Source organism: Streptomyces sp. T12 (assembly GCF_028736035.1).
Lineage (GTDB): Bacteria > Actinomycetota > Actinomycetes > Streptomycetales > Streptomycetaceae > Streptomyces.
In genome coordinates this window covers 9,977,722-10,000,521 of sequence record NZ_CP117866.1, presented here as the reverse complement: position 1 = coordinate 10,000,521, position 22,800 = coordinate 9,977,722, and the positions used below count along the sequence as shown (strand labels likewise).

Sequence of the window (22,800 nt, the reverse complement as noted above, 5' to 3'; positions counted from 1 at the left end):
GGTTTCAGACGACGCGTTCGCCTGGGGTGACGATTGCGTCGAGTGCAGCCAGGTCGGCCGGGCTCGGTATCCAGTCGGCCGCCGCCGCGTTGGCGGTGACCTGCTCGGGGGTCATGGCTCCGCAGATCACGGAGCCGACGGCGGGCAGGGCTGCCAGTGCGCCGACCGCGACCTGGAGGAGGGTCAGGCCGCGTTCGGCGCCGTACGCGGTGAGCGCCTCGACCTTGTCGAGGGCCGCGTCAGTGAGCCAGCCCTGCCGCCAGGACAGCCGGCTGCCGGGCGGGGGCTCCTGGCCGCGCCGGTACTTGCCGCTGAGCAGGCCGTTGGCCAGCGGGTAGTACGGCAGCAGGCCGACGCCATGGCGCAGGCAGGCCGGGATCAGGTCCCGCTCCACGGTTCGGTCGAGCAGGTGGTAGCGGGCCTGGGTGGAGACGAATGCGTCGGTGAGATCCTCGGCCGGGAGGTTGGAGCAGCCGATGTACCGGATCTTGCCCTCGTCGACCAGCTCTCGGAGCGCGGCCACCGTCTCCTCCAGCGGGGTGACGCCGTCCGGCTCGTGGTACTGGTACAGGTCGATCCGGTCGGTGCCGAGCCGGGTCAGCGATGCCTCGACCGCGTACCGGATGTAGGCCCGGGCCCCGCGCGGCCCGTACAGGTCCGCGTCCCGGCCCATCTCCATGCCGAACTTGGTGGCCAGCACGACCTCGTCACGTCTGCCCTTGAGGGCCGCGCCCAGCAGCCGTTCACCGTCGCCGCGCGAGCCGCCCCGTTCCCCGAACCCGCCGTACATGTCGGCGGTGTCGAACAGGGTGATCCCCGCATCGAGGGCGGCGTGGACGACGGCCTTCGTGCCGTCCTCGTCGAGGCGGGCGCCGAAGTTGTTGCCGCCGACGCCGACCGTCGAGACGGTCGGGCCGCCCTCTCCGAGCGTGCGGTATCTCATGACCGGTTCCCGAATCCGATGCAGACGTTCTTGGTCTGCAGGTAGCTGGCCAGGCCTTCGAGGCCCTTCTCCCGGCCCCAGCCGCTGTGCTTGTAGCCACCGAAGGGCAGTTCGACGCCGGTGCCGATGCCGGTGGCGTTGACGTAGACCTGGCCGGCCCGGATGCCCTCGGCCATCCGCATCGCCTTGTCGATGTCGCGGGTCCACACGTACGAGGCGAGGCCGTACGGGCTGTCGTTGGCGATCTCCAGCGCCTCGGCCGCGTCGTCGAACTCGATGACCGTGACGACGGGGCCGAAGATCTCCTCGCGGGCGCACCGGGCTTGGTTGTCCAGTCCGGTGAGGACGGTTGGCTGGACGTAGTAGCCGTCGGCCAGTTCGGGGTCGGCGGGGGCGCCTCCGCCGGCCCGTGCCATGGCGCCTTCCTCCCGGGCCAGTTCCAGGTAGCCGAGGACCCGGTCCCGCTGCCGTGCGGCGACGAGGGGGCCGACGTCCGGGTCGCTGAGACCGGGGCCGAGGCTGAGGGAGGCGGCGTGCGCGACGAGCTTGTCCAGGAACTCCTCGGCGCCGCGCTGGAGCAGCAGCCGGGTGCCGGCCGAGCAGGTCTGCCCGGCGTTGCCGAACGCGGAGGCGGCTACCGCGCCGAGCGCCAGGTCGAAGTCGGCGTCCGAGAAGACGACGACCGGCGACTTGCCGCCCAGTTCGGTGACGGAGGGCACCACGTTGGCGGCGGCCGCCTGGGCGACCTTGATACCGGTGGGCACGGACCCGGTGAAGGTGACCTGGTCGATGTCCGGGTGGCCGGCGAGGGCCGCGCCGGTCTCGCCGTCGCCGGGGACGACGTTCAGAACGCCCGGCGGAAGGCCGCACTCCAGGGCGATCCTGCCGATCTCCAGCGGGGTGAGCGGCGCCTCGGGGGACGGTTTGAGCACCACCGTGCAGCCGGCGGCCAGCGCCGGGGCGGAGCCCCTCGCGGTGTTCTGCAGCGGGTAGTTGAACGGGATGATCTGGCCGGAGACGCCGATCGGCTCGCGGACGGTGTAGTCGAGCAGGCCGGGGCCTAGCGGGATCGTCGAGCCGCCGAGCTTGTCGGCGACGCCCGCGTAGAACTCGAAGTAGCGGGCGGCCGCTTCGACATCCGCCTTCGCCTGGCGCAGCGGCTTGCCGACGTCCTGGCTCTCCAGGCGGGCCAGACGTTCGCCCTGGTAGCGGATGGCCTGCGCGATCCGGTACAGGATGCGCCCCCGGTCGGCGGCACGCATCCGGGCCCACTCGGGAGCGGTGAAGGCCGCGCGCGCGGCGGCCACCGCCTGGTCCACGTCCGCCTTGCCGCCCAACGCCACCTGGGCAATGGCCGTGCCGTTCGACGGGTCGAGGACGGTGAAGGAGCGACCGTCGGCGGCGGGGACCTGCTTGCCGTCGATCAGCAGCTCGCTCAGCTGCAGTTCGTCGCTCATGACCGGATCTCCCCCAGCACCTCGCCGAAGATGACGACCTCGTCGCCAGGGCGGACCGTACGGATCCGGCGGACCCAGAGCACGATGCCGTCCTGCGGCGCGGTGACCTCTTCCAGCGTGTTGCCGTAGTGGTCGGTGATGGTGGCGATCAGATCGCCTTCCTTGCAGGTCTCTCCCGGCTCGGCGCGGGCGACGAAGAAGCCGCCGGCGGCAGAGCGGGCGAAGGTCCCGGAGACGGTGGTGTAGGTGTCCCGCAGCTCCGCCTCGCCGTCGGTCATGCCGAGGCTGCGCAGGACGTTGCGGACCGAGTTCATGTGCGTCTCGACATTGGCCTCGCGGTAGGTGCCGCCGCCGACCTCGATGGTGATGGCGGGCTTGCCCGCCGTGAGAGCGGGGTGGCGGACCGTGCCTCCCCACTTGCCGCCCTTCCAGACCAGCTCGTGCCCGGCCGCCAGCGCCAGGTCGGTGGCCAGGTCCTCGTAGCCGCCCTGGAGGATGACCAGCGGGGCGATCTCGCCGTAGGCACCGCCGGTGTGCAGGTCGACCAGGGCGTCGACGGCCGGCACGACCTGCTCGACGAAGGTGGCGGCCAGCCGCTGGGAGTACGAGCCCTCCGCGTCGCCGGGGAAGATGCGGTTGAGGTTGAGGTGGTCGATGCCGCTGGCGCGGGCGGCCGCCTCGAAGGCGGGGGTGTTCAGGCAGGGGATGCCGACGACGGTGCCGCGCAGGGTGGCCGGGTCGATCTCGGCGAGCACGCGCCGGACGGCCTCCTGGCCGTCGTACTCGTCGCCGTGCACGCCCGCGTCCACACACAGGACCGGGCCGTCCTGCACGCCGTTGACGACGATCAGCGGAATGCCGAGCTCCACACCGTAGGTGCTTGTGCCGACCGGGATGAGGCCCTGTGCGCGCTCGCCGGGGGCGACGGTCAGCGTACCGATGGAGTACATGTGGTTCCTTCCCAATACGTGGATCAGATGCGGGCGGACGCCTCGGCGAGAGTGCCGGCGACGATCGCGGCGATACGGTCGAGCAGAGCGCGGTCGCTGATCAGCGGGGGCGCGATCTGCACCAGCGGCGCGGACCGGTTGTAGACACGGGCCAGCAGGCCGGCCTCACGCAGCCGGCGCGGGATCAGGTCGACGATCAGATCGGCCCGGGCGCGGTCGCTGAAGCCGCCGCCGTCGAGGTCGCCGACGAGTTCGCAGGAGTAGAAGAACCCGGTGCCGCGGACATCGCCGACGATCGGCAGGTCCGTGAGGGACGCCATGTGTTTCGCCAGGTCGTCCTGGAGACCGCGGACGTTGTCCAGGATCCGGTCCCGCTCCATGATCTCCAGGTTGCGCAGGGCGATGGCCGTGCTCAGCGGGTGCCCGGCGAAGGTGTAGCCGTGGTTGAGGACCGCGCCGGGCCGGTTGATGACCTCGGTGACCTTGGTGCCGACCAGGGTCGCGCCCAGGGGGGCGTATCCGGCGGTGATGCCCTTGGCGACGGTGACCATGTCCGGACGGGCGCCGTAGCGGTCTGCGCCGAACCACTCACCGACCCGGCCGAACGCCGTGATGACCTCGTCGGCGACGAGCAGGAAGCCGTACCGGTCGGCCAGCGCCCGCAACCCCTGCCAGTAACCCTGGGGCGGGGTGATGCAGCCGCCCCGGTTCTGCACCGGCTCGGCGATCAGCATGGCGATCGTCTCCGGGCCCTCGGCCAGGATCTCGGCCTCCAGCTCGGCCAGCAGGTGCGCGGTGAAGGCGGTGTCGTCGGCGAACTCCGGTGCGAGGCCGAAGCGGTTGGTGTTCGACACGAACCGGGTGTCGATCGCCGGCGGGCCGTACGGCTCCGTCAGGCCGGGGTCGTCGGTGAGCGAGAGGGCGCCGACGGTCAGGCCGTGGTAGGCGCCGCGCCGGGCGATCGCCTTGGTGCGGCCCGGCTCGCCGCGCAGGGCGTGGTAACGGCGGGCTATCTTCCAGGCGGTCTCGACAGCTTCGGCGCCACCGCTCGAGAAGAAGGTGTGCTCGATGTCGACGGGGGCGATCCGGGACAGCCGCTCGGCGAGTTCGATGGCCGAGGGGTGCGCGGAGCCGCTCCACAGCGGGCTGTAGCACAGCTCGCGCAGTTGCCGTTCGGCGGCCTCGGCGAACTCGGGGCCGTAGGAGTAGCCGAGCTGGCAGCAGTACAGCCCTGACAGGCCGTCGATGTAGCGGTTGCCGTCCGCGTCGTCGACGTACGGGCCCTCGCCGCGGCGGACGACGAACAGTTCCTGACCCGGCATCGCGAGCGAGCCGTTGTCGGTCATGTGCAGCAGCAGGTGCCGCTGAGCGGTGGCGGTGGTCATACGGCTTCGCCTCCGGGGTTGGCGACGCCGACGGTGTTCTCGACGGAGAGCAGGGAGTCCTGTTGTCCGGAGCCGAGCCAGCGCACCAGGGCGACGAGGCCGAGGGCGAGGATGGCGAAGGCGATGAGGATGGCGCTGACGGCGGTCACGCTGGGGTCGATCTCGAAGGTGAGGGAGTTGTAGACCTGGACGGGGAGGGTGACGGTGTCGACGGAGGAGAGGAATTGGGAGATGTAGAACTCGTCGAAGCTGGTGATGAAGGAGAAGATCGCTGCGGCGATCATGCCGGGGGCGGCGAGGGGGAAGGTGATGCGCCGGGCGATGGTCAGGCGGCCGGCGCCCATGCTGGCGGCGGCGTCTTCGAAACGTTCGTCGATGCCGCGCAGGGTGGCGATCAGGATGAGTACCGCGATGGGTGAGGCGAGCACGGTGTGGCCGAGGGCGATGGCGATGGGGCTGCCGAGCATGGCGGCGGGTTCGAAGAGGAGGAACAGGCCGAGTGCGGTGACGATCTGGGGGATGACCAGGGGGCCGAGGACCAGGGCGTAGACCGCGGAGCGCAGGGGGAGTTCGCTGCGGGTCAGGGCGGTTGCCGCGGTGACGCCGATGATGAGGGAGAAGACGGTGCTCAGGGCGGCGACCAGGGCGCTCAGGGAGAGCGCGGCCGGCCACTTGCTGCCGTCGGCGAACAGCGCCTTGTACCAGTTCAGTGTCCACGCCTCCGGCGGGAACTGTGCGAAGGCGTTGTTGCTGAAGGAGGTGACGAGGATGACGACGATCGGCAGCGCCAGGAAGAGCAGGATGACGGTGGCGACTGCTGTGAGGGCGATCCGTCCGGCGAGGGTCTTGCGTAGTTCCATCATGTGGCGCTCCTCTTCTTACGGCTGGCGCCGAGCGAGGTCACGGCCTTGACCAGCAGCAGTCCGGCGAGGGTGAGGACCAGCAGGATGACGCCCTGGGCGGCGGCCCCGTTCCACTGGTTCTCCTTGGTCACCTGCTGGTTGATGAGGGTGGCGATCATGGTCTGGTTGGGTCCGCCCATCAGGGCCGGGGTGATGTAGTAGCCCAGCGAGAGGATGAAGCTGAGCAGTCCGGCGCTGGCCAGGCCGGGGGCGACCAGTGGCAGGTAGATGCGGCGGAAGATGGTCACGCGTCCCGCGCCCATGCTGGACGCGGCCGCAAGCAGGCGGCGGTCCACCCCGCGCATCACCCCGTACAGCAGGAGCACGGTGTAGGGGAGCATCATGGAGGTGGTGCCGATGACCACGCCGAGTTCGTTGTAGAGCAGTGAGTACGGGGCTCCGGGGACCGACATGGCGGTGAGGGTCTCGTTCACCAGGCCCTTGTCACCGAGCAGGATGATCCAGCCGTAGGTGCGTACCAGGGCGCTGATGAAGTGCGGGACGACCACGACGAGCATCGCCAGGCCCGCCAGGATGGGCCTGAGCCGGGAGATCGCGTTCGCCAGAATGAACCCGAAGACCAGGCTGAGCACGGCTGTCTCGGCGGAGATCCGCAGCGTGGTGATCAGCACGGAGAGGTTGACGCCCGTGAGCGCGTCGGCGTACCAGTGCAGGGTGAACGATCCGTCGGCGTCCTTCAGGCTGAGCAGCAGCGTGGAGAAGATCGGGTAGACGAACAGCACCAGCAGATAGACGACGACCGGCAGCGCGTACAGGATCCCGACCCGGGTCTTGCGCGAGGCCAGGAGCTTGCGGGGACGGGCGGGAGGGTTGGCGGTGAGGGTGGCGGCCATGGCTCACCCCGCCTGTTCGGTCGGGAAGAGGTTGACGTCCTCGGGGTCCGCGCTGATGCCGATTCGCTCCCCGGCGACGGGGCCCCGGCCGGCGGGTACTTCCAGGCGCAGCAACGGCCCGTCACCGCCGTCGATCCGCACCCCGGCGCGGACCAGGGTGCCCACGTAGGTGGCGGTTTCCACCGTGCCGGTACAGAACCCGTCATCGGTTGCACAGGCCCGCAGCCGGCCCGGCTGCACGGCGACCTTGACCTGACTGCCGGAGGGCAGCTGGTGACGGCGCGCCTTGATCAGACCACCGGCCTTGTCGAGGCGGACGAGGGTGTGCTCGCCGTCATGCTTGTCGATGCGGCCGGGGAGGAAGTTGGCCGCGCCGAGGAAGTCCGCGACGAAGGGGGTCTTCGGCCGCTCGAACAGCTCCCTGGGGGTGTCGAACTGCTCGATCAGGCCGTTGCGCATCACCGCGATGCGGTCCGACATGACCAGCGCCTCTTCCTGATCATGTGTCACATAGATGACGGTCAGGCCGAGTTCCTGCTGAATGGACTTGATCTCGACCTGCAGCTGGTCACGCAGCTTCTTGTCCAGGGCACCGAGCGGCTCGTCCATGAGGATGACCGGCGGGCGGTAGACCAGCGCCCGGCACAACGCGACCCGCTGCTGCTGACCACCGGACAGCTCACGCGGCTTACGGCCGCCGAACCCGGACAGGCCCGCGATCTCCAGCGTCTCCCCCACCCGCCGGCGGATCTCGTCCTTCGGCACCCCGCGCAGCGTGAGCGGGAACGCGACGTTCTCACTGACCGTCATGTGCGGGAAGAGCAGGTACTGCTGGAAGACGAAGCCCAGGCCCCGCTTCTGCGGCGCCAGCCGCGTCACGTCACGGCTTCCGACGGTGATGGTGCCGGAGTCGGGTTCGCAGAAACCGGCGATCATCATCAACGTCGTGGTCTTGCCCGACCCCGAGGAGCCCAGGAAAGTGACGAACTCACCCGCCGCGATCTCCATCGACGCCTCGTCAACGGCGACGACATCACCGTAGGTCTTACGCAGGGCCACTACCGACAGCGCTTTGCCGGTCGCGGTGGCCGGCTTGCCGCCGGCCACCTTCACCGACGGTGCGGCGATACCGAATTCAGCCACGAGCCCACTCCAACCAGCGCTTGGTGACGGCCGATTCGTTCTTCAGCCACCAGTCGATGTCCGTGTCGAAACCCTTGTCGTAGTACTCCGGCGCACCCGCTAGCGTGGATCGCTCCTCGTTGGTGAGCTTCGTGTAGGCCAGCGGGGACGACGGGTTCGACGGGAAGGCCTTGGCCAGGGCGGCCTGGCTCTCCGCCCGCAGCGAGAAGTCCATCAGCTGGTAGGCGGCGTCCACGTTGGCCGCGCCCTTGGCGATGGCATAACCCTGGAACTGGCGGCGCATACCGTTGAGCTGCCGCTCCACCGGGACGCCCTGCTTCTGCAGATCGGCGATCCGGCCGTCCCACACGGTGGACATCGTCACTTCCTGGCGGCTGAGCAGCACACCGGGGAGCGGGCCGCTGTCCCAGAACTTCTTGATGTCCGACCGCAGCCGCGTCAGTACCTTGAAGGCACGGTCCACATCCAGCGGGTACAGCTTGTCCATGGGGACGCCGTCGGCCAGCAGCGCGAACTCCAGCTCCGGCAGGTCACCATCCGGGTTGCACATCGAACGCTCGCCCTGGAACGCCCTGGTGTCCCAGAAGTCCGCCCACGACTCCGGCTTCTTACCCCCGAAGGCGTCCGTGCGGTACGCCATACACGCGCCGTAGAAGCTGCTGCCGATGGCATGGTCGGTGATCTGGTTGTCCGGGATCTTCGCGCTCTCAAGGCTCTTGATCCGGTCGCGGTCCAGCGCCTCCAGGGCGTCCTGGGCCACGTACTTGGTGTGCGACATCATCGAGTTGTTGATGAGGTCACACTGCGGGCGGCCCTGCTTGATCTGCGCCAGCAGCGGGGCATCGTCCAGGTTCAGCACCTTGACGCTGATGCCGGTCTCCTGCGTGAACGGCGTGTAGATCGCCTTCTGCAGAGCCGCACCATAGGAACCGCCACTGTCACGGACGACCACCGTCTTCCCGCCCTTGCCACCGCTGCCGGCGCCGGACCGGCTGGTGCCGGTACCACAGGCGGAGAGGGCGGTCGCGGCGGCGACACCCGCCGTGACACCTCCTATTCCGCGCAGGAACAGTCTGCGGTCTATTCGGGCATCTTTCATTTGGTGCCTCCTGGTGGTGCTGGCCGTGAGAAGGGGCGGCTGGGGACGTGGAAAGGGGGGCGGCTGAAATGGGGTTTAGGGGCGGGGATCCGCCTCGTCGGATCCGGCGCCCAGACCGGGAGCCCGGAGGGTGTCGGCCCGCGCGGCCGTGTCGGGGTCCCACGGGATGGCGAGGGCGGCGAGCTCGGCGCCGGGGGCGACGGTGAGGCCGTGCATGCCGTAGAAGATCCGGCCGTCGGCCGGGGCGTGGACGGTGTACTCCGTGCCGTCGGTCGGGTCGACGATGCGGCCGAGGAGGTCGCCCTCGGCGACTTCGCCGATGACGTCGGCGTCGAAGGAGAACTCCGGGTACCACAGGCCGGTGGCCTCGGCGGTGACGCCGGCGGACCAGACCCATGCGCGGATCGGCGCCGGGGCGGAACCGTCCTGGTCGAGGACGCCCAGATGGCGAAGTGCCTTCAGCAGGCCGTGGACGCGGCGGAGGGCAGTGGCCTCGTCCCGCTGGCCGAGCTGGCCGACCTCGACGAGGACCGCCGAGACGCCCCGGCGGGCGGCGGCCGCATGACTGTTGCCGCCCTCGGGCGTCAGCCCGAGGATGACGTCCTCGATACCGAAGGAGCCTGCAAGTTCGGCCGTCGCCTTGTCCAGGTCCGGTTCACCGGTGAGGCGGTAGCCGACGAAGTCCCGCAGGACCTGGTCGATGCCGCCGCAGTGCAGGTCGATGTAGACGTCGGCGGCGTCGACCAGGTGGGTGAAGAGCCAGGCGGCCAGCCGCTCGGTGGGGCCGCCGACCGGATCGCCGGGGAAGACGCGGTTGAGGTTCACGCCGTCGACCGGGGAAATGTTGAGCCGCCCCTGGTACACGGCGGGAGGGTTGGCGACCGGACAGATGATCAGCTGTCCGTGCACCTCGCCGGGTTCCAGCCCGTCCGCCAGTCGCACGACGGCGTCGATGGGAGGGAACTCGCCGCCGTGCACACCCGCGGTGATGACGACCCGGGGGCCGGGGCGGGCGCCGTTGACGAGGGTCAGCGGGATGTCCACGGTGAGGGTGCCCAGGTCGGCGCGGACGGTGCCGCGTGCCTTGGTGCCCGGCTCGGCGACCAGGGTGCCGACGGAGAGCGTGGTGTCGTGCATGGTCATGCCTCCGTACGGCCGACGGTGGAGAGGAAGTCGATGGGCTGGGGCGAGGCGCCGTCCAGCGCGAGGTCCGCGGCGATGTCACCGAAGGCGGGCGAGAGCTTGAAGCCGTGGCCGGAGAAGCCGGCGAGCAGGATGACGTTCTCGGCGCCGGGCAGCGGGCCGACCAGTGGGCGGCTGCTCTCGGTGTAGCCCTCCATGTAGACGGAGAGGCGCGTCGGGTCCGGATGCAGGTCGGGCATGTGACGCCCGATCAGCTCGGAGAAGATCTCCAGCTCATCCGGCCGCACGGTGCGGTCCAGCTGGTTGGGGTCGCCGGCGAGCCGGTGCAGCGCGCGGGACAGTCCGAGCTTGACCGAGATGCCGTCCGGGGAGGGCAGGCCGTAGCAGTGGGTGGGTGCCGTACGGATGAACGCCGGGCGCTCCTCGCCGAACCAGGCGTCGGGGGCGGTGGGCACGTACCAGGCGCTGACGAGGCGGCGGACTTCCACCTCCCACGGCAGGTCGGGCAACAGGTCGTTGACCCAGGGGCCGGGCGTGACGACGGCGGTGTCGAAGCGCTCACTGCCGGAGTCGGTGCGGATCTCCACGCCGTCGCCGACGGGGACGATCTCCCGGACCGTGCTGTAACGGTGGATCACGGCGCCCAACTGCTCGGCGCGGCGGGCGGCGGTCTGGATCGTCAGCTCCGGGCGGATGAACCCGGCACGGCGGTCGAGAACGGCCGCGTCGCCGTCCTCGATCCGGTACTGCGGGAACCGCTTGGCCAGGTCGTCGGTGTCCAGCACCTCGTGGTCCAGGTCGTGCTCGGCGATGGACTGAAGAACGGTGGCCATCTGTTGGTGCTCGGTGGGCCCCATCAGGAGGCATCCGGTCAGGCGGCGCAGCTCGCGGCCGGTCTCCTGTTGGAGCTGCTCCCAGAGGGCATCGGCGTGCTTGAGGAGCGGGACGTACCGGGAGTCCTCGAAGTGCGCGCTGCGGAAGATCCGGGACTCGCCGCCGGCGGCGCTGCGGTCATGGCCGGGTGCGTAGCGGTCGTATCCGACGACCTCGGCGCCGCGGGCCGCCAGCCGCCAGGCGGCCTGGCTGCCCATCGTTCCGACGCCGACCACCGCGACGCGCTTCCTGGCAGCTGACACAGGACTTTCCTTTCGTATCGCCGAGGCGCATGCTGGGCCGTCGACGTGAGGCTGTTCGATTCGAGATGGTTTGGGCGGGAGCCAGGCTCTTCTTGTGGGCCTGCGGCTCGCTGACCGCCGCGTCTCTCGCAGTCCGGCTCGCTTCGGGGGGATCCCTCGGAGGGCCGTGCCACTATGTGGAACGCTGTGCTAGAATCTGGCACAGAGAATGGCAGTGGCTCAGACGGGAGTCAAGAGGGTGTCCGGCAACAATATTGAGGATTAACAGGGGGAAATCGGATGGAAATGAAGAGCGTCACCAGATCGCTGCGGATCCTGGAGGCGGTCGCCCAGCATCAGCCCGTGACCGTGGGAGAGTTGACGAAGCTCTTCGGACTGCCGAAGTCCACCGTGCAGCGCACCCTGGTCACGCTGGCGGAGGCCGGCTGGCTGCGCGCCAACCGCAGGGACACCACCCGATGGGAGATCGGCGCCCGCGTCCTGGCCGTACGACCGGCCGCCCTGCAGGGCTCCAGCCTGTTCGCCGCCGCGCGCGAACCCATGATCCGGCTCCGCGACGCACTGAACGAGACCATCCACCTGTCGGTACCGGACGCCCTGCAGTGCATGGTCGTGGTGGACCGCGTCGACTCCGATCAGGCGGTACGCACCTTCCACACGATCGGCGACACCTCACCTCTGCACGCCACCGCCGTCGGACGGGCCATCCTCACCCACCTGCCGAGGCGGGACGTCGAAGAGCTCATCGCGGCGGGTCTGGAGCGGTTCAGCGACTCCACGCCCGTCGAGCCCGACGAGCTGCGTGCCGAGCTGGACCGGATCCGCACCGACGGCTATGCGGTCAACCGCAACCAGTACCGGCCGGGAGTCTGCGCCGTCGCCGCCGCCGTGCTCGACGAGGACGGCACCCCCCTGGCCGCCATCGCCGCCTCGATGCCCGAGGCACGGTACGACAGTGAACGTGCACCCAGCTGGGGCCGCCTCGTCGCCGACACAGCCGCGGAGATCGCACAGCGCCGCCTGGGCGCCTGAACGCAGACGACGGCCCGCAAGCCGTCGACCGAGGGCCGGCTCGCACGCATCAGCGCGCGAGCCGGCCCTCGGCTTTGCATCACTGCAGCCACCGCCCTGTGCCCGGCCGGGGCCCACCTCAAGGCCGGTCCGCTGATCGGCCGAATCCAAGCATCGTGCCGTATTGTGGCACGCTATGCTAGAATCCGGCACGGATCATGACCGTGACTCCGTGCTGGAGTCAAGAAGTGAGAACCAGGTCCACAGGTCTGAGGGGGCACCGAATGGAAATGAAGAGCGTGACCAGGTCGCTACGGGTTCTGGAGGCGGTCGCCCGACATCAACCCGTGACTGTCGGGGAGTTGACGAAGCTCTTCGGGCTGCCGAAGTCCACCGTGCAGCGCACCCTGGTCACACTCAACGAGGCGGGCTGGCTGCGCGCCAACCGCAGGGACACCACCCGATGGGAGATCGGCGCCCGCGTCCTGGCCGTACGACCGGCCGCCCTGCAGGGCTCCAGCCTGTTCGCCGCCGCGCGCGAACCCATGATCCGGCTCCGCGACGCACTGAACGAGACCATCCACCTGTCCGTGCCGGACGCCCTGCACGGCATGGTCGTCGTCGACCGCGTCGACTGCGACCACGCCGTACGCACCTTCCACGCCATCGGCGACACCTCGCCCCTGCACGCCACCGCCACCGGGAACGCCGTCCTCGCCCACCTGCGGAAGTCCGAGATAGACGAGGTCGCCGCGGGAACGCTGGAGGGCTACGGCGAGGAGACCATCACCGACCCGGGGCAACTACGCGCGGAGCTCCACCGCGTGAGAGAGCGTGGCTACGCCGTCAACCACAACCAGTACCTGCAGGGTGTCTGCGCGATCGCGGCACCCGTGCTCGACGGTGAGGACACACCGCTGGCCGCCGTGGCCGTCTCCCTGCCCGACTCCCGCTTCGAGCCCGGCCGGCTGCCCGAGCTGGGTCGGCTGGTCGCCGAGGCGGCGGCGGAGATCACCGCCCGGCACCTGGCCTGACGACGGCCCCGGCTCCGGGTCCTCACCCCGGCTGACGGCCGCACTCCCAACCCGACCCGGTCCCGCTCCCTCCCCGCTCTGGACGCGGTTGAGCAAGCTCAACCCGCCAGCGGCTGTCACCGGGCAGATCGCCGACGCGGAGGCGGGCGTCGCCCATCGGCATCACTTCACGATCACGTAGATCTTGCGCACGGTTTCGATGGTCTTCCAGACACCGACGAAGCCCGGCTTCATGACGAAGCTGTCGCCCACGCGGGCGGCCCGTCACGGTGCGTGATGCGGAGCAGCCAGGGCATGACCACCTTCATCGCACGGGCACCGCGAGGTACTGGTACTCCAGGAACTCGTCGATCCCCACCCGGCCCCCCTCACGGCCCAGCCCCGACTGCTTGACGCCGCCGAAGGGTGCGGCCGGGTTGGACACGAGACCCGTGTTCAGCCCCACCATGCCCACCTCCAGCCGCTCGCTCACCCGCAGGGCACGGTCGAGGCCCTCGGTGAAGACGTAGCCGACCAGGCCCCAGGGGGTGTCGTTGGCCCGGCGGATCACCTCGTCCTCGTCGTCGAAGGTGAGGATCGCGGCGACGGGGCCGAAGATCTCCGTGTCCATCAGGCGGCTTGCGGGATCGACGTCGGCCAGCACGGTCGGCGGGTAGAAGCAGCCGGGGCCTTCGGGCGTCCTGCCGCCGACGAGCACCCGGGCGCCGCGCTGCACCGCGTCGGCGACCAGCTCCTCGACCTTGGCGCGCCCCGTCCTGTCGATCAGCGGGCCGACGTCGACGCCGTCCCGGGTGCCCGGGCCGACGACCAGCGCGCCCATCCGCTCGGCCAGCCGGCGCCCGAACTCCTGCGCCACCGAGCCGTGCACGAAGAAGCGGTTGGCGGCCGTGCACGCCTCGCCCATGTTGCGCATCTTGGCGACCATCGCCCCGTCCACCGCCTTGTCCAGGTCGGCGTCCTCGAAGACGACGAACGGCGCGTTGCCGCCCAGCTCCATCGACGTCCGGACCACCGCCTGAGCGCTCTGGGCGAGCAGCAGCTGCCCGACGCCCGTGGAACCGGTGAAGGAAAGCTTGCGAATCCGCCCGCCGCGCAGGAGCGGTTCGCACACCTCCCCCGCACGGGAGGTCGTGACGACGTTCAGCACGCCGTCCGGCAGCCCGGCCTCCTTGAGGATCGCGGCGAGAGCCAGGCTGGACAGAGGGGTCTGCGGGGCAGGCTTGAGCACCATCGTGCAGCCCGCGGCGACCGCCGGGCCGATCTTGCGGGTGCCCATGGCCAGGGGGAAGTTCCAGGGGGTGATGAGGAGGGAGGGGCCGACCGGACGGCGGGAGAGCAACATCCGGTTGCGGCCGTCCGGCAGGGTGCTGAGGCCGCCGTCGATACGGACGGCCTCCTCGGAGAACCAGCGGAAGAACTCGGCCGCGTACGCCACCTCTCCCCTGGCCTCGGCGAGCGGCTTGCCCATCTCGGACGTCATCAGGTGGGCGAGCTCGTCGGTGCGCTCGATGATGATCTCGTAGGCGCGGCGCAGGATCTCGCTGCGCACCCGGGGTGCCGTACGCGCCCACTCCCCCTGCGCCTGCACGGCCGCTTCCTCGGCGAGCTTGGCCTCTTTCGGGCCCGCGTCGGCCACGTGGCAGAGGACCTCGCCGGTGGCAGGGTCGTCGACGGGCATGGTGGCGCCGTCCGCGGCGTCCACCCAGTCGCCACCGATGAACAACTGCGTGGGTGTGTCGGTCATGAGTTCTCTCCTGGTTGTCCGGGTCGGTGGGCGGCGGGGTCGAGCAGTTCCGCGAGGTGCAGGGCGCGGATGCCCCGGTCTCCGGCGAGGTGGTCGATCTGGGTGGCGCAGCTGAAGCCGTCGGCGACGACGACGGCCGGTGTCCGCGGGTCGATGTCGTCGAGGCGTGGCCTCAGAGCGAGGTCGGCGACAGCCATCGAGGTGTCGTAGTGCTGTTCCTCGAAGCCGAAGTTGCCGGCGAGTCCGCAGCAGCCCTCGGCCTCGTCGACCTTCCGTACGCCGAGGCGGCCGAGCAGGTCGCGGGGGTGGTGGCCCTTGAAGGTGGCGTACTCGTGGCAGTGGGTCTGCAGGACGACGTCGTCCGGCAGCGCGGGCGGGCGCCAGCCGGGTGTGGCGAGGTCGGTCAGGGCTCCGGTGAGGGTGTGGACGCGGGCCGCGACGCGCCGGGCGGCGTCGGTGCCGAGGAGTTCGGGCACGTCACGCTTGAGGGCTGCGGCGCAGCTGGGTTCGGCCACGACGATGGGCCGGTCGTCGCCGTTGTCCAGGCGGGCGACCGTGCGGGCCATGATGCGGCGCGCGAGCGACAGCTGGCCGGTGCTCACCCAGGTCAGGCCACAGCACAGGTCGTCCTCCGCCGTGCAGGCAATGCCGGCGTCGGCGAGTACGCGGCTCGCCGCCCCGGCCACCTCGGGGCGGAAGGCGCGGGTGAAGCTGTCCACGAACAGCAGCGTCTTCGCCGGTTCGCCGGTCCTCGCCGTGCGCAGGGCCCGGCGCAGTGCCTGCCGGGAGGCGAAGGCAGGAATCCGGCGTTTCGTGGTCACGCCGCCGAGGCGTGCGAGCAGGTTCCCGAGGGGGCCGCGCAGCAGCACGTTCACCGGGCGGGCCGCGTATCCGACGAGCTTGGACGTCAGGGGCAGCCAGCCCAAGGAGTAGTGGGAGCGGGGTCTGACTCTGCCCTTGTAGTGCTGGTGCAGGAACTCCGCCTTGTACGTGGCCATGTCGACGCCGACCGGACAGTCGCTGGAGCAGGCCTTGCAGGACAGGCACAGGTCGAGGGCGTCACGGACCTCGGTGGAGCGCCAGCCGTCCTGGACGGTTCCGCCCCGCACCATCTCCTGGAGCAGGCGGGCGCGGCCGCGGGTGGAGTCGTTCTCCTCCCCCGTGGCCCGGTAGCTGGGACACATCACGCCGCCGGCGTCGCTGCGGCAGCGGCCGACACCGACGCAGCGGCGTACCGCTCCCGCGAAGCCGTCCTCGTCATGCGGGAAGGAGAACAGCGTGTCGACGGGCAGCACCTCGGAGGGCGTGTGCAGCGCCAGGTCGGCGTCGAGGGGGGCCGGGGCCACGATGACGCCGGGGTTGAGCAGCCCCTCGGGGTCGAAGATCTCCTTGAAGTCGGCGAACGCCCGGATCAGCCGGTGGCTGTACATGACCTCCAGCAGCTCGCCCCGGGCCCGCCCGTCGCCGTGCTCGCCCGACAGGCTTCCGCCGTGCTCGACGACCAGGGCGGCGGCCTCCGTCAGGAACCGGCGGGTGGTGTCCCGGCCGGTGTCCGTGGCGAGGTCGAAGTCGATGCGTACGTGGACGCATCCCGCGCCGAAGTGGCCGTACAGCACGCCTGTCAGGCCGTGCGCGGCCAGCAGCTTGCGGAAGTCGCGCAGGTAGGCGGCCAAATCCTCGGGCGCGACGGCCGCGTCCTCCCAGCCGGGCCAGGACTCCGAGCCGTCGACGAGCCGGGCGGCGAGCCCGGCCCCGTCCTCGCGGACCCGCCACAGCGAGCGCCGCTCGGCCGGACCGTGCACGACCCGCCCACCGGTCATCCGGCCCTGCGCCTTGAGCACGTCCAGCAGTTCGTCGGCGCGGGCGTCGACGGCCGCCTGGTCGTCGCCGTCGAGCTCGACGTACAGCCAGGCACGCCCCTCGGGGAGGCCGGTGACGGAGTCCGGGCCACGCCGGGCACGCATGGTGGCGACGATCGCCTCGTCCATGCCCTCCACGGCGGTGGGGTTCCAGCGCAGGATCTCGGGGACGTCCTCGGCGGCGTCGACCACGTCGTCGTAGCCGAGGGTGAGCAGGGTGGAAGCCTGTGCGGTCGCCACCAGGCGGACCGTCGCTGCGGTGACGACCGCACAGGAGCCCTCGGTGCCCACCAGGGCGCGGGCCATGTCGAAGCCGTGCTCGGGCAGCAGGTGGTGCAGCTGGTAGCCGGAGACCTGGCGCGGTACCCGGCCCAGCTCGGTGCGGATCGACGCCAGATTGCCGTCGATCAGGCGGCGCACGTCCGCTTCCAGAGCGGCGACCCGCCGGACGGCGTCCGTGTCGTCCGGGTCGGCGGCCCGCAGTCCGGTGCGGTCGGCGACGGCCCGCACGCCGTCGGCCGTCACGATCTCCAGTGCCTCGACGTGGCCGCTGGTGCGCCCGTGCCGCACGGATCGGTTGCCGCACGCGTCGTTGCCGATCATGCCGCCGATGGTGCAGCGGCTGTGCGAGGAGGGGTCGGGGCCGAAGGTGAGCCCGTGCAGGGCGGTCGCGGACCGCAGCGCGTCCAGGATCACTCCGGCCTCGACGCGCGCGGTGCGGTCCACCGGGTCGATGTCCAGGATGCGGTTCATGTACCGGGAGAAGTCCAGCACGACGCCGGGCCCGACGGCGTTGCCCGCCATGCTGGTGCCGCCACCGCGTGCGGTGACGGGAACGTGTGCCTCGCGGCAGGCCCGCAGCACCGCGACGACGTCGTCGGCGCTGCGGGGGAAGACCACGGCCCTCGGCGGGACCCGGTAGTTGGAGGCGTCGTAGGCGTAGAGACCGGTGGAGCCGGGGCCGGTCTCCACCCGCAGGCCGGGAGCGGTCTCGGCGAGCCGCGCGACCAGCGGCTCCAGGGCCGTGGTGGTGCCCGTCATCGCCGTGCCGCTCCCGATGTGCCGGCCTCGACCGCGGTCGCCCACGCCTGCAGGCCCTCGTCCACCGCCGTCTCGTCGATGACGAGCGCCGGGATCATGCGGACGACCTGGTTCCAGGCGCCGCACAGCAGCAGGAGCAGGCCCTCCTCGACGGCGGCGCGCTGGACGCGGGCGGCGGTCTCGGGGTCGGGGCTGCCGTCCTCGGTGACGAACTCGGTGGCGAGCATGAGGCCGAGGCCGCGCACGTCGCCGATGCCCGGCGTCCGGTCGGCGACCGCCTCCAGGCCCTGGCGCAGCCGCTTGCCCATCGCCTCGGCGTTCTCGACGAGCTTCTCATCGCGTACGACGTCGAGCGTGGCGCAGGCCGCGGCGCAGGCCACGGCGTTGGCGCCGTAGGTGCCGCCCTGCGAGCCGGGCCAGGCCTTGGTCATCAGCTCCTCGGAGGCGGCAATGCCCGACAGCGGGAAGCCGCTGGCCAGGCCCTTGGCGGTGACGAGGATGTCGGGTGTGACGCCGAAGTGGTCGTGGCCCCAGAAGCGGCCGGTGCGTCCGACGCCGGTCTGCACCTCGTCGGCGATCAGCAGGAAGCCGTGCCGATCGGCCCGCTCCCGCAGTCCTTCCATGAACGCGGAGTTGGCGGGCACGTACCCGCCCTCGCCGAGCACCGGCTCGACGATGATCGCGGCCGTGTCGGCGGGCGAGGAGATCGTCTGCAGCGTGTAGTCGAGCTCCTGCAGGGCGAAGCGGGTGGCGGTCTCCTCGTCCCAGCCGTACCGGTAGGCGGACGGGAAGGGAGTGACGACCACGCCGCTCATCAGCGGGGAGAAACCGGAGCGGAAGCGGGTGCCGGAGGTCGTCATAGAGGCGGCGGCGACGGTACGGCCGTGGAAGCCGCCGTGGCAGACGATGACGTTCGGCCGGCCGGTGGCCTGGCGGGCCAGCCGCAGCGCCGCCTCGACGGCCTCACTGCCGGAGTTGGTGAAGAACAGGCTGTCCAGGCCGGTCGGCAGCACCTCGCCGAGCTTGTCGACGAGGCGGCGCAGCGGCTCGTGCATGACTGTCGTGTACTGGCCGTGGATCAGCGTGCCCACCTGCTCCTGGGCCGCAGCGACGACCTTGGGGTGGCAGTGCCCGGTGCTGGTGACGCCGATGCCGGCGGTGAAGTCGAGGTAGCGGCGGCCGTCCTGGTCGAAGAGGTGGACGCCCTCGCCCCGGGCCGCCACCACGGGCGTGGCCTGGCGAAGGTGCGGCGACAGTGCGGTCATGTTCGTCTCCCGGCCTCGGTGTTCGGTCTCCTGTGGTATCCCGAGCATGTCCGCGGGCTGGGGGTGCGCCAATGTGCGATCTGTCCGGCCGGGACGCGACATCCGGACGATGTGTCAGCCTCCCCGGGACATGCCGGGCCCCCGCTCACGGACCCCTCTTGCGCTGGTCAGCGCCGCTTGTCAAAGTGGCCGGGTACTCCCGGGCGCTGGGCCCGTGCTCGGCAGGGAACCCATGGAGACGCCGTGAACGACAACCACCCGGCCGGCCATGGGCCCACCCGTGCGCTCACCGTGGCCGACGTCCTGGCCCTTCCGGTCCTGGCCGCGGGACAACCCCAGGTCGTGACCGGCGTGCCCCACCTGGACCGGCCGGTCAGATGGGTCCACATCACCGAACTGACCGACCCCGCGTCCTTCCTCAAGGGCGGCGAACTCGTCCTCACGACCGGCATGCCGCTTCCGGAGGATGCGGCCGGTGTGCGCCGGTACGTCGACGAACTCGCCGACGTCGGGGCCGCGGCGCTGGTCATCGAACTCGTACGCCGCTACCACCGCCCGCCGGACGGACTCGTCGACGCCTGCCGCCTGCGCGGCCTCCCCCTGGTCACCCTCGCCAAGGATGTCAACTTCCTGGAGGTCACCCAGGTCGTGCACGCCCTGCTGCTCGGCAACCAGACGGACGCTATGCGCCGCACCCACCGCATCCACGAGGCATTCACCGCCCTGACCCTGCGCGGCGCCGGCCCGGAGGACGTGCTGCGTGCGGCGGCGGAGATGAGCGGCCGCACGGTCGTCCTGGAGAACCTGGTGCACCAGGCCCTGATCTGTGAACCGTCCGGGCTCACCGTCGAGGAGGCACTCGCCGACTGGGAACAGCGCTCCAGGGCAACCGAGCCCGGCGACAGCGCAGCGACCCGCGGGCCGGAGGGCTGGCTCACCGCCTCCGTCGAGTACCAGGGCGAGCGCTGGGGTCGCGTGGCCATGCTCCCGGCACGCACCGACGGACCGGCGTTCGGGCCGGAGGACGTCACCCTGTTGGAGAGGACCGCGATGGCACTGACCGTCGCGCGCCTCATCCACCCCACCCCATGGGAACGCACCGCACACCGGAACGCCCTGCTCGACCTCGTGGAACAGCGCCACCGTTCCGCGGATGACGCCCTCGCCCGCTGCTCGGCGCTGGGCCTGCCGGCCGATCGAAGCCGCTTCGTCGCCACCCTGGCGGACCTGCGCGCCGGGAAGGGGGGAGCCGAGACGGAGTCCCGTCTGCTGCAGGAACTGAGGACGGCAGGCATCCCGGCCCTCGTCGGCGAACTGACCCCCGACCGCCTCGGCATCCTGCTGGCTCTGCGCACCTCCCAGCCCTCGCGTCCCATCGTCGAGCGCCTGTCGGGCATAGTGCTGAGCCTGGCCCCGGGAGCAGTCGTGAGTGCCGGCTCCGAGGTCACGGACCTCACCGACACCGCCCGCTCCTTCCGCGAGGCGGCCCGCGTCGCCGAGGCCACCCCACCCGGCCAGCCCCTCCCCCCGGACCGCTCCTTCCACGAACTGTCCGACATCGGCCTGCGCCGCCTGCTGTACGCCCTCCGCGAGGACACCCGGATCCAGGACTACACCGAACGCCGGCTACGGCGCCTCATCGACCACGACACCCAGCACGGCACCGACCTGCTGACGACCCTGCGCCACTACCTCGACGCGGCCGGCAACAAAACCACCGCCGCCCGCCGTGGCGGCCTCTCCCGCGAGACGATGTACCAACGCCTGCGCACCATCGAGCGCCTCCTCGCCCGCGACCTCGAATCGGGCGACCAGCGCACCGAACTCCACGTCGCCCTCACCGCCCTCGACGTGATGCGAGCCAACTGACGCAGAACCCCGGGGAGATGTGCGTCCGGCAGTCGGGGGCAGCTGTGGTGCTCGCCGCGGCGGTCGCGGCCCTGGTCTCGTTGGCGGCGATGCTCGTCGCCACCCCGGCTCAGGCGGCCACCACCAGCGCCGTGCGCGGCATTGGTTCCGGCCGGTGTCTCGACGTGCCGGGCGCCGACCAGACCGACGGCACGAACCTGCAGATCTGGGACCGCAACGGCGGGACCAACCAGCAGTGGACGTTGACGGACAGCAACCAGCTGACCGTGTACGGCAACAAGTGCCTGGATGTCCCGGGCCACGCCACCACGGCCGGGACCCGGGTGGCGATCTGGTCCTGTAACGGCGGTACGAACCAGCAGTGGCGGGTGAACTCCGACGGCACGATCGTCGGCGTGGAGTCCGGGCTGTGCCTGGACGTGTCGGGCGGCGCCACGGCCAACGGCACGGCGGTGCAGCTCTGGTCGTGCAACGGCGGCAACAACCAGAAGTGGACCGGCCTGTCCGGGGCGGGCAACTCGTGTGCTCTTCCGTCGACGTACCGGTGGACCTCGACGGCTCCGCTGGCGCAGCCGTCGAACGGCTGGGTCGCGCTGAAGGACTTCACCACCGTGACGTACAACGGCAAGCACCTGGTCTACGCGACCACCTCTGACGGATCGTCGTGGGGCACGATGGCGTTCAGTCCCTTCACGAACTGGTCGGACATGGCGACGACCACCCAGACCGGGATGAGCCAGGGCGCGGTGGCGCCCAAACTGTTCTACTTCGCGCCCAAGAACATCTGGGTGCTGACCTCAAATGGGTGGGGCACCGCCTGGCCCTTCACCTACCGCACGTCCAGCGACCCCACCAACCCCAACAGCTGGTCCGCCCCGCAGCCGCTGTTCAGCAGGCCGACACCGAGAGCAACCCCATCGCGGGCAAGGCCAACAGCGGTGCCACCTGGACCAACGACATCAGCCACGGTGACCTGGTCCGCAACAACCCCGACCAGACCATGACCGTCGACCCCTGCAACCTGCAGTTCCTCTACCAGGGCAGGACCCCCACATCGGACGGCTCCCCCTACCTGGAACTGCCGTACCGGCCGGGCGTGCTCACCCTGCAGCGCTGACCCGCGCCCACATGATCAAAAGCTCGTGACCATGCCCATAAGGCCCGCCATGGTTCCCATACACAGACGACTGATGCGTACGCCCCTGTCTCCCGCTGCTTCACGCTGGCGAGCGCCGGCCATCCCCTGCCGCTGATCGCCCTCTACACCGACGGGCTGGCAGGCCACCACGTCGCCGAGTGGGACATCGAGCCCGAGATATGGCGAGCCGCCGATCAGCTGCGGCTGATTCGCGATACCTCCCTGATCTGCGAGGTCTCCGACGCCAGCAACATCGCTGCGCACCTGCGCCGGGCCCGCGCCTTCGACGAGGGCGGCCGGGGCCTGTTGCTCGTCGCCCAGCTCACCCAGGGGTGGGGCACCCGGCACACCACCAACGGCGAGACGATCTGGTGCGCGCAGACCCTCCCCCAGCCTGAGCCGCACTGAGATCCAAGCCCGCGGACCGTCGCCCGCCGCGCGGCAGGGAACGGCAACGGCACCGCATGTCGGTGCGGGAGCCCGCCGCCTCGCGAGGGCGGGCACCACAATCCGGCCGACGGGGCCTGGTACGCCTTACCGAAGCGGCCCGAGCACGGTGGCAGGGGTCGGCATTCTCCACCGTCGGGGTGAGCCGCGCGGTTTCAGGAATCGGATGTTCCCGGTCGGATCCATGATGCTCTTGGTCGGTCGTGCCGTCACCAGCCTGTCGGCAGACCGGCGATGAACGAGGTGAGCCGGTCGGCGATGAGTCGGTCGTCCTGGGCCGAGCAGTGCCAGTCGCAGCCGAGGAAGTCCAGGCCCGAGTCGTCGAGGAACCAGTAGCGGACTCGGCTGTCGCCGGCGTCGTTGCGCGGTCCTACTCAGGA

Annotated in this window: 17 protein-coding genes and 2 pseudogenes; 5 read left to right on the top strand and 14 right to left on the bottom strand. The window is 70.7% G+C overall.

Translation table 11 applies throughout. The annotated features are described in order from the left end of the window. Positions 1-4: 4 nt before the first annotated feature. From PBV52_RS44810 to solA, 10 genes are all read right to left on the bottom strand, one after another. Complete coding sequence (locus PBV52_RS44810) at positions 5-943, bottom strand: aldo/keto reductase (protein ID WP_274247163.1); 939 nt, start codon at positions 941-943, stop codon at positions 5-7. Next, positions 940-2,400 carry an aldehyde dehydrogenase gene (locus PBV52_RS44805; protein ID WP_274247161.1) on the bottom strand — a complete coding sequence of 487 codons (1,461 nt, stop codon included), beginning with the start codon at positions 2,398-2,400 and terminating at the stop codon, positions 940-942. The genes PBV52_RS44810 and PBV52_RS44805 overlap by 4 nt, the downstream gene beginning before the upstream one ends. Further along, a complete protein-coding gene (locus PBV52_RS44800; protein ID WP_274247159.1) occupies positions 2,397-3,350 on the bottom strand; it encodes a succinylglutamate desuccinylase/aspartoacylase family protein in 954 nt (317 codons plus the stop codon). The genes PBV52_RS44805 and PBV52_RS44800 overlap by 4 nt, the downstream gene beginning before the upstream one ends. Before the next feature lie 23 nt (positions 3,351-3,373). Then, positions 3,374-4,735, bottom strand: a complete 1,362-nt coding sequence (locus PBV52_RS44795) for an aminotransferase class III-fold pyridoxal phosphate-dependent enzyme (RefSeq protein ID WP_274247157.1) — start codon at positions 4,733-4,735, stop codon at positions 3,374-3,376. After that, positions 4,732-5,598, bottom strand: a complete 867-nt coding sequence (locus tag PBV52_RS44790; protein ID WP_274247156.1) for an ABC transporter permease — start codon at positions 5,596-5,598, stop codon at positions 4,732-4,734. The genes PBV52_RS44795 and PBV52_RS44790 overlap by 4 nt, the downstream gene beginning before the upstream one ends. Continuing rightward, positions 5,595-6,491: an ABC transporter permease gene (locus PBV52_RS44785; RefSeq protein ID WP_274247154.1), complete on the bottom strand. Its 897-nt coding sequence runs from the start codon at positions 6,489-6,491 to the stop codon at positions 5,595-5,597. Before PBV52_RS44785 ends, PBV52_RS44790 begins: the two co-directional genes overlap by 4 nt. A gap of 3 nt (positions 6,492-6,494) precedes the next feature. Beyond that, complete coding sequence (locus PBV52_RS44780) at positions 6,495-7,634, bottom strand: ABC transporter ATP-binding protein (RefSeq protein ID WP_274247152.1); 1,140 nt, start codon at positions 7,632-7,634, stop codon at positions 6,495-6,497. Then, the gene (locus PBV52_RS44775) at positions 7,627-8,733 is read right to left on the bottom strand and encodes an ABC transporter substrate-binding protein (protein ID WP_274247150.1); all 1,107 of its coding nucleotides are present in this window, start codon (positions 8,731-8,733) and stop codon (positions 7,627-7,629) included. Before PBV52_RS44775 ends, PBV52_RS44780 begins: the two co-directional genes overlap by 8 nt. A 75-nt stretch (positions 8,734-8,808) precedes the next feature. Beyond that, complete coding sequence (locus tag PBV52_RS44770; RefSeq protein ID WP_274247149.1) at positions 8,809-9,876, bottom strand: succinylglutamate desuccinylase/aspartoacylase family protein; 1,068 nt, start codon at positions 9,874-9,876, stop codon at positions 8,809-8,811. Then, the gene (gene solA, locus PBV52_RS44765; RefSeq protein ID WP_274247147.1) at positions 9,873-11,012 is read right to left on the bottom strand and encodes an N-methyl-L-tryptophan oxidase; all 1,140 of its coding nucleotides are present in this window, start codon (positions 11,010-11,012) and stop codon (positions 9,873-9,875) included. Before solA ends, PBV52_RS44770 begins: the two co-directional genes overlap by 4 nt. A 285-nt stretch (positions 11,013-11,297) precedes the next feature. On the opposite strand from solA, the gene PBV52_RS44760 reads away from it, so the two are divergent. Together PBV52_RS44760 and PBV52_RS44755 are read left to right on the top strand one after the other, a co-directional pair. Beyond that, a complete protein-coding gene (locus PBV52_RS44760; RefSeq protein ID WP_274247146.1) occupies positions 11,298-12,044 on the top strand; it encodes an IclR family transcriptional regulator in 747 nt (248 codons plus the stop codon). Positions 12,045-12,313: 269 nt separating this feature from the next. Beyond that, positions 12,314-13,057, top strand: coding sequence for an IclR family transcriptional regulator (locus tag PBV52_RS44755; protein ID WP_274247144.1), 744 nt, complete (start codon positions 12,314-12,316; stop codon positions 13,055-13,057). 162 nt (positions 13,058-13,219) lie between these two features. Here PBV52_RS44755 and PBV52_RS44750 read toward each other — a convergent pair whose 3' ends face one another. From PBV52_RS44750 to PBV52_RS44735, 4 genes are read right to left on the bottom strand one after another with little or no spacing between them, the layout of a single operon-like run. After that, positions 13,220-13,309 (bottom strand): cupin domain-containing protein, encoded by a 90-nt coding sequence (locus tag PBV52_RS44750; protein ID WP_274247142.1) that lies wholly within the window; start codon positions 13,307-13,309, stop codon positions 13,220-13,222. Positions 13,310-13,361: 52 nt separating this feature from the next. Next, complete coding sequence (locus PBV52_RS44745) at positions 13,362-14,801, bottom strand: NAD-dependent succinate-semialdehyde dehydrogenase (protein WP_274247141.1); 1,440 nt, start codon at positions 14,799-14,801, stop codon at positions 13,362-13,364. Beyond that, positions 14,798-17,701 carry an FAD-binding and (Fe-S)-binding domain-containing protein gene (locus PBV52_RS44740; protein ID WP_274247140.1) on the bottom strand — a complete coding sequence of 968 codons (2,904 nt, stop codon included), beginning with the start codon at positions 17,699-17,701 and terminating at the stop codon, positions 14,798-14,800. The genes PBV52_RS44745 and PBV52_RS44740 overlap by 4 nt, the downstream gene beginning before the upstream one ends. Further along, positions 17,698-18,966 carry an aspartate aminotransferase family protein gene (locus PBV52_RS44735; RefSeq protein WP_274247138.1) on the bottom strand — a complete coding sequence of 423 codons (1,269 nt, stop codon included), beginning with the start codon at positions 18,964-18,966 and terminating at the stop codon, positions 17,698-17,700. Before PBV52_RS44735 ends, PBV52_RS44740 begins: the two co-directional genes overlap by 4 nt. A gap of 243 nt (positions 18,967-19,209) precedes the next feature. On the opposite strand from PBV52_RS44735, the gene PBV52_RS44730 reads away from it, so the two are divergent. The 3 genes and pseudogenes from PBV52_RS44730 to PBV52_RS44720 form a co-directional block, all read left to right on the top strand. Further along, positions 19,210-20,835: a PucR family transcriptional regulator ligand-binding domain-containing protein gene (locus PBV52_RS44730; RefSeq protein WP_274247137.1), complete on the top strand. Its 1,626-nt coding sequence runs from the start codon at positions 19,210-19,212 to the stop codon at positions 20,833-20,835. Between the two features lie 17 nt (positions 20,836-20,852). Further along, positions 20,853-21,952: pseudogene (locus PBV52_RS44725) on the top strand (non-reducing end alpha-L-arabinofuranosidase family hydrolase). 184 nt (positions 21,953-22,136) lie between these two features. Then, a pseudogene (locus tag PBV52_RS44720) lies at positions 22,137-22,381 on the top strand (ATP-binding protein); the annotation flags it as partial. Between the last annotated feature and the right edge of the window lie 419 nt (positions 22,382-22,800).

Bases quoted from the DNA above. Each gene is read 5' to 3' on its own strand.
- PBV52_RS44810 (WP_274247163.1), bottom strand. From the start codon at position 943: ATGAGATACCGCACGCTCGGAGAGGGCGGCCCGACCGTCTCGACGGTC.
- PBV52_RS44805 (WP_274247161.1), bottom strand. From the start codon at position 2,400: ATGAGCGACGAACTGCAGCTGAGCGAGCTGCTGATCGACGGCAAGCAG.
- PBV52_RS44800 (WP_274247159.1), bottom strand. From the start codon at position 3,350: ATGTACTCCATCGGTACGCTGACCGTCGCCCCCGGCGAGCGCGCACAG.
- PBV52_RS44795 (WP_274247157.1), bottom strand. From the start codon at position 4,735: ATGACCACCGCCACCGCTCAGCGGCACCTGCTGCTGCACATGACCGAC.
- PBV52_RS44790 (WP_274247156.1), bottom strand. From the start codon at position 5,598: ATGATGGAACTACGCAAGACCCTCGCCGGACGGATCGCCCTCACAGCA.
- PBV52_RS44785 (WP_274247154.1), bottom strand. From the start codon at position 6,491: ATGGCCGCCACCCTCACCGCCAACCCTCCCGCCCGTCCCCGCAAGCTC.
- PBV52_RS44775 (WP_274247150.1), bottom strand. From the start codon at position 8,733: ATGAAAGATGCCCGAATAGACCGCAGACTGTTCCTGCGCGGAATAGGA.
- PBV52_RS44770 (WP_274247149.1), bottom strand. From the start codon at position 9,876: ATGACCATGCACGACACCACGCTCTCCGTCGGCACCCTGGTCGCCGAG.
- PBV52_RS44760 (WP_274247146.1), top strand. From the start codon at position 11,298: ATGAAGAGCGTCACCAGATCGCTGCGGATCCTGGAGGCGGTCGCCCAG.
- PBV52_RS44755 (WP_274247144.1), top strand. From the start codon at position 12,314: ATGAAGAGCGTGACCAGGTCGCTACGGGTTCTGGAGGCGGTCGCCCGA.
- PBV52_RS44745 (WP_274247141.1), bottom strand. From the start codon at position 14,801: ATGACCGACACACCCACGCAGTTGTTCATCGGTGGCGACTGGGTGGAC.
- PBV52_RS44740 (WP_274247140.1), bottom strand. From the start codon at position 17,701: ATGACGGGCACCACCACGGCCCTGGAGCCGCTGGTCGCGCGGCTCGCC.
- PBV52_RS44735 (WP_274247138.1), bottom strand. From the start codon at position 18,966: ATGACCGCACTGTCGCCGCACCTTCGCCAGGCCACGCCCGTGGTGGCG.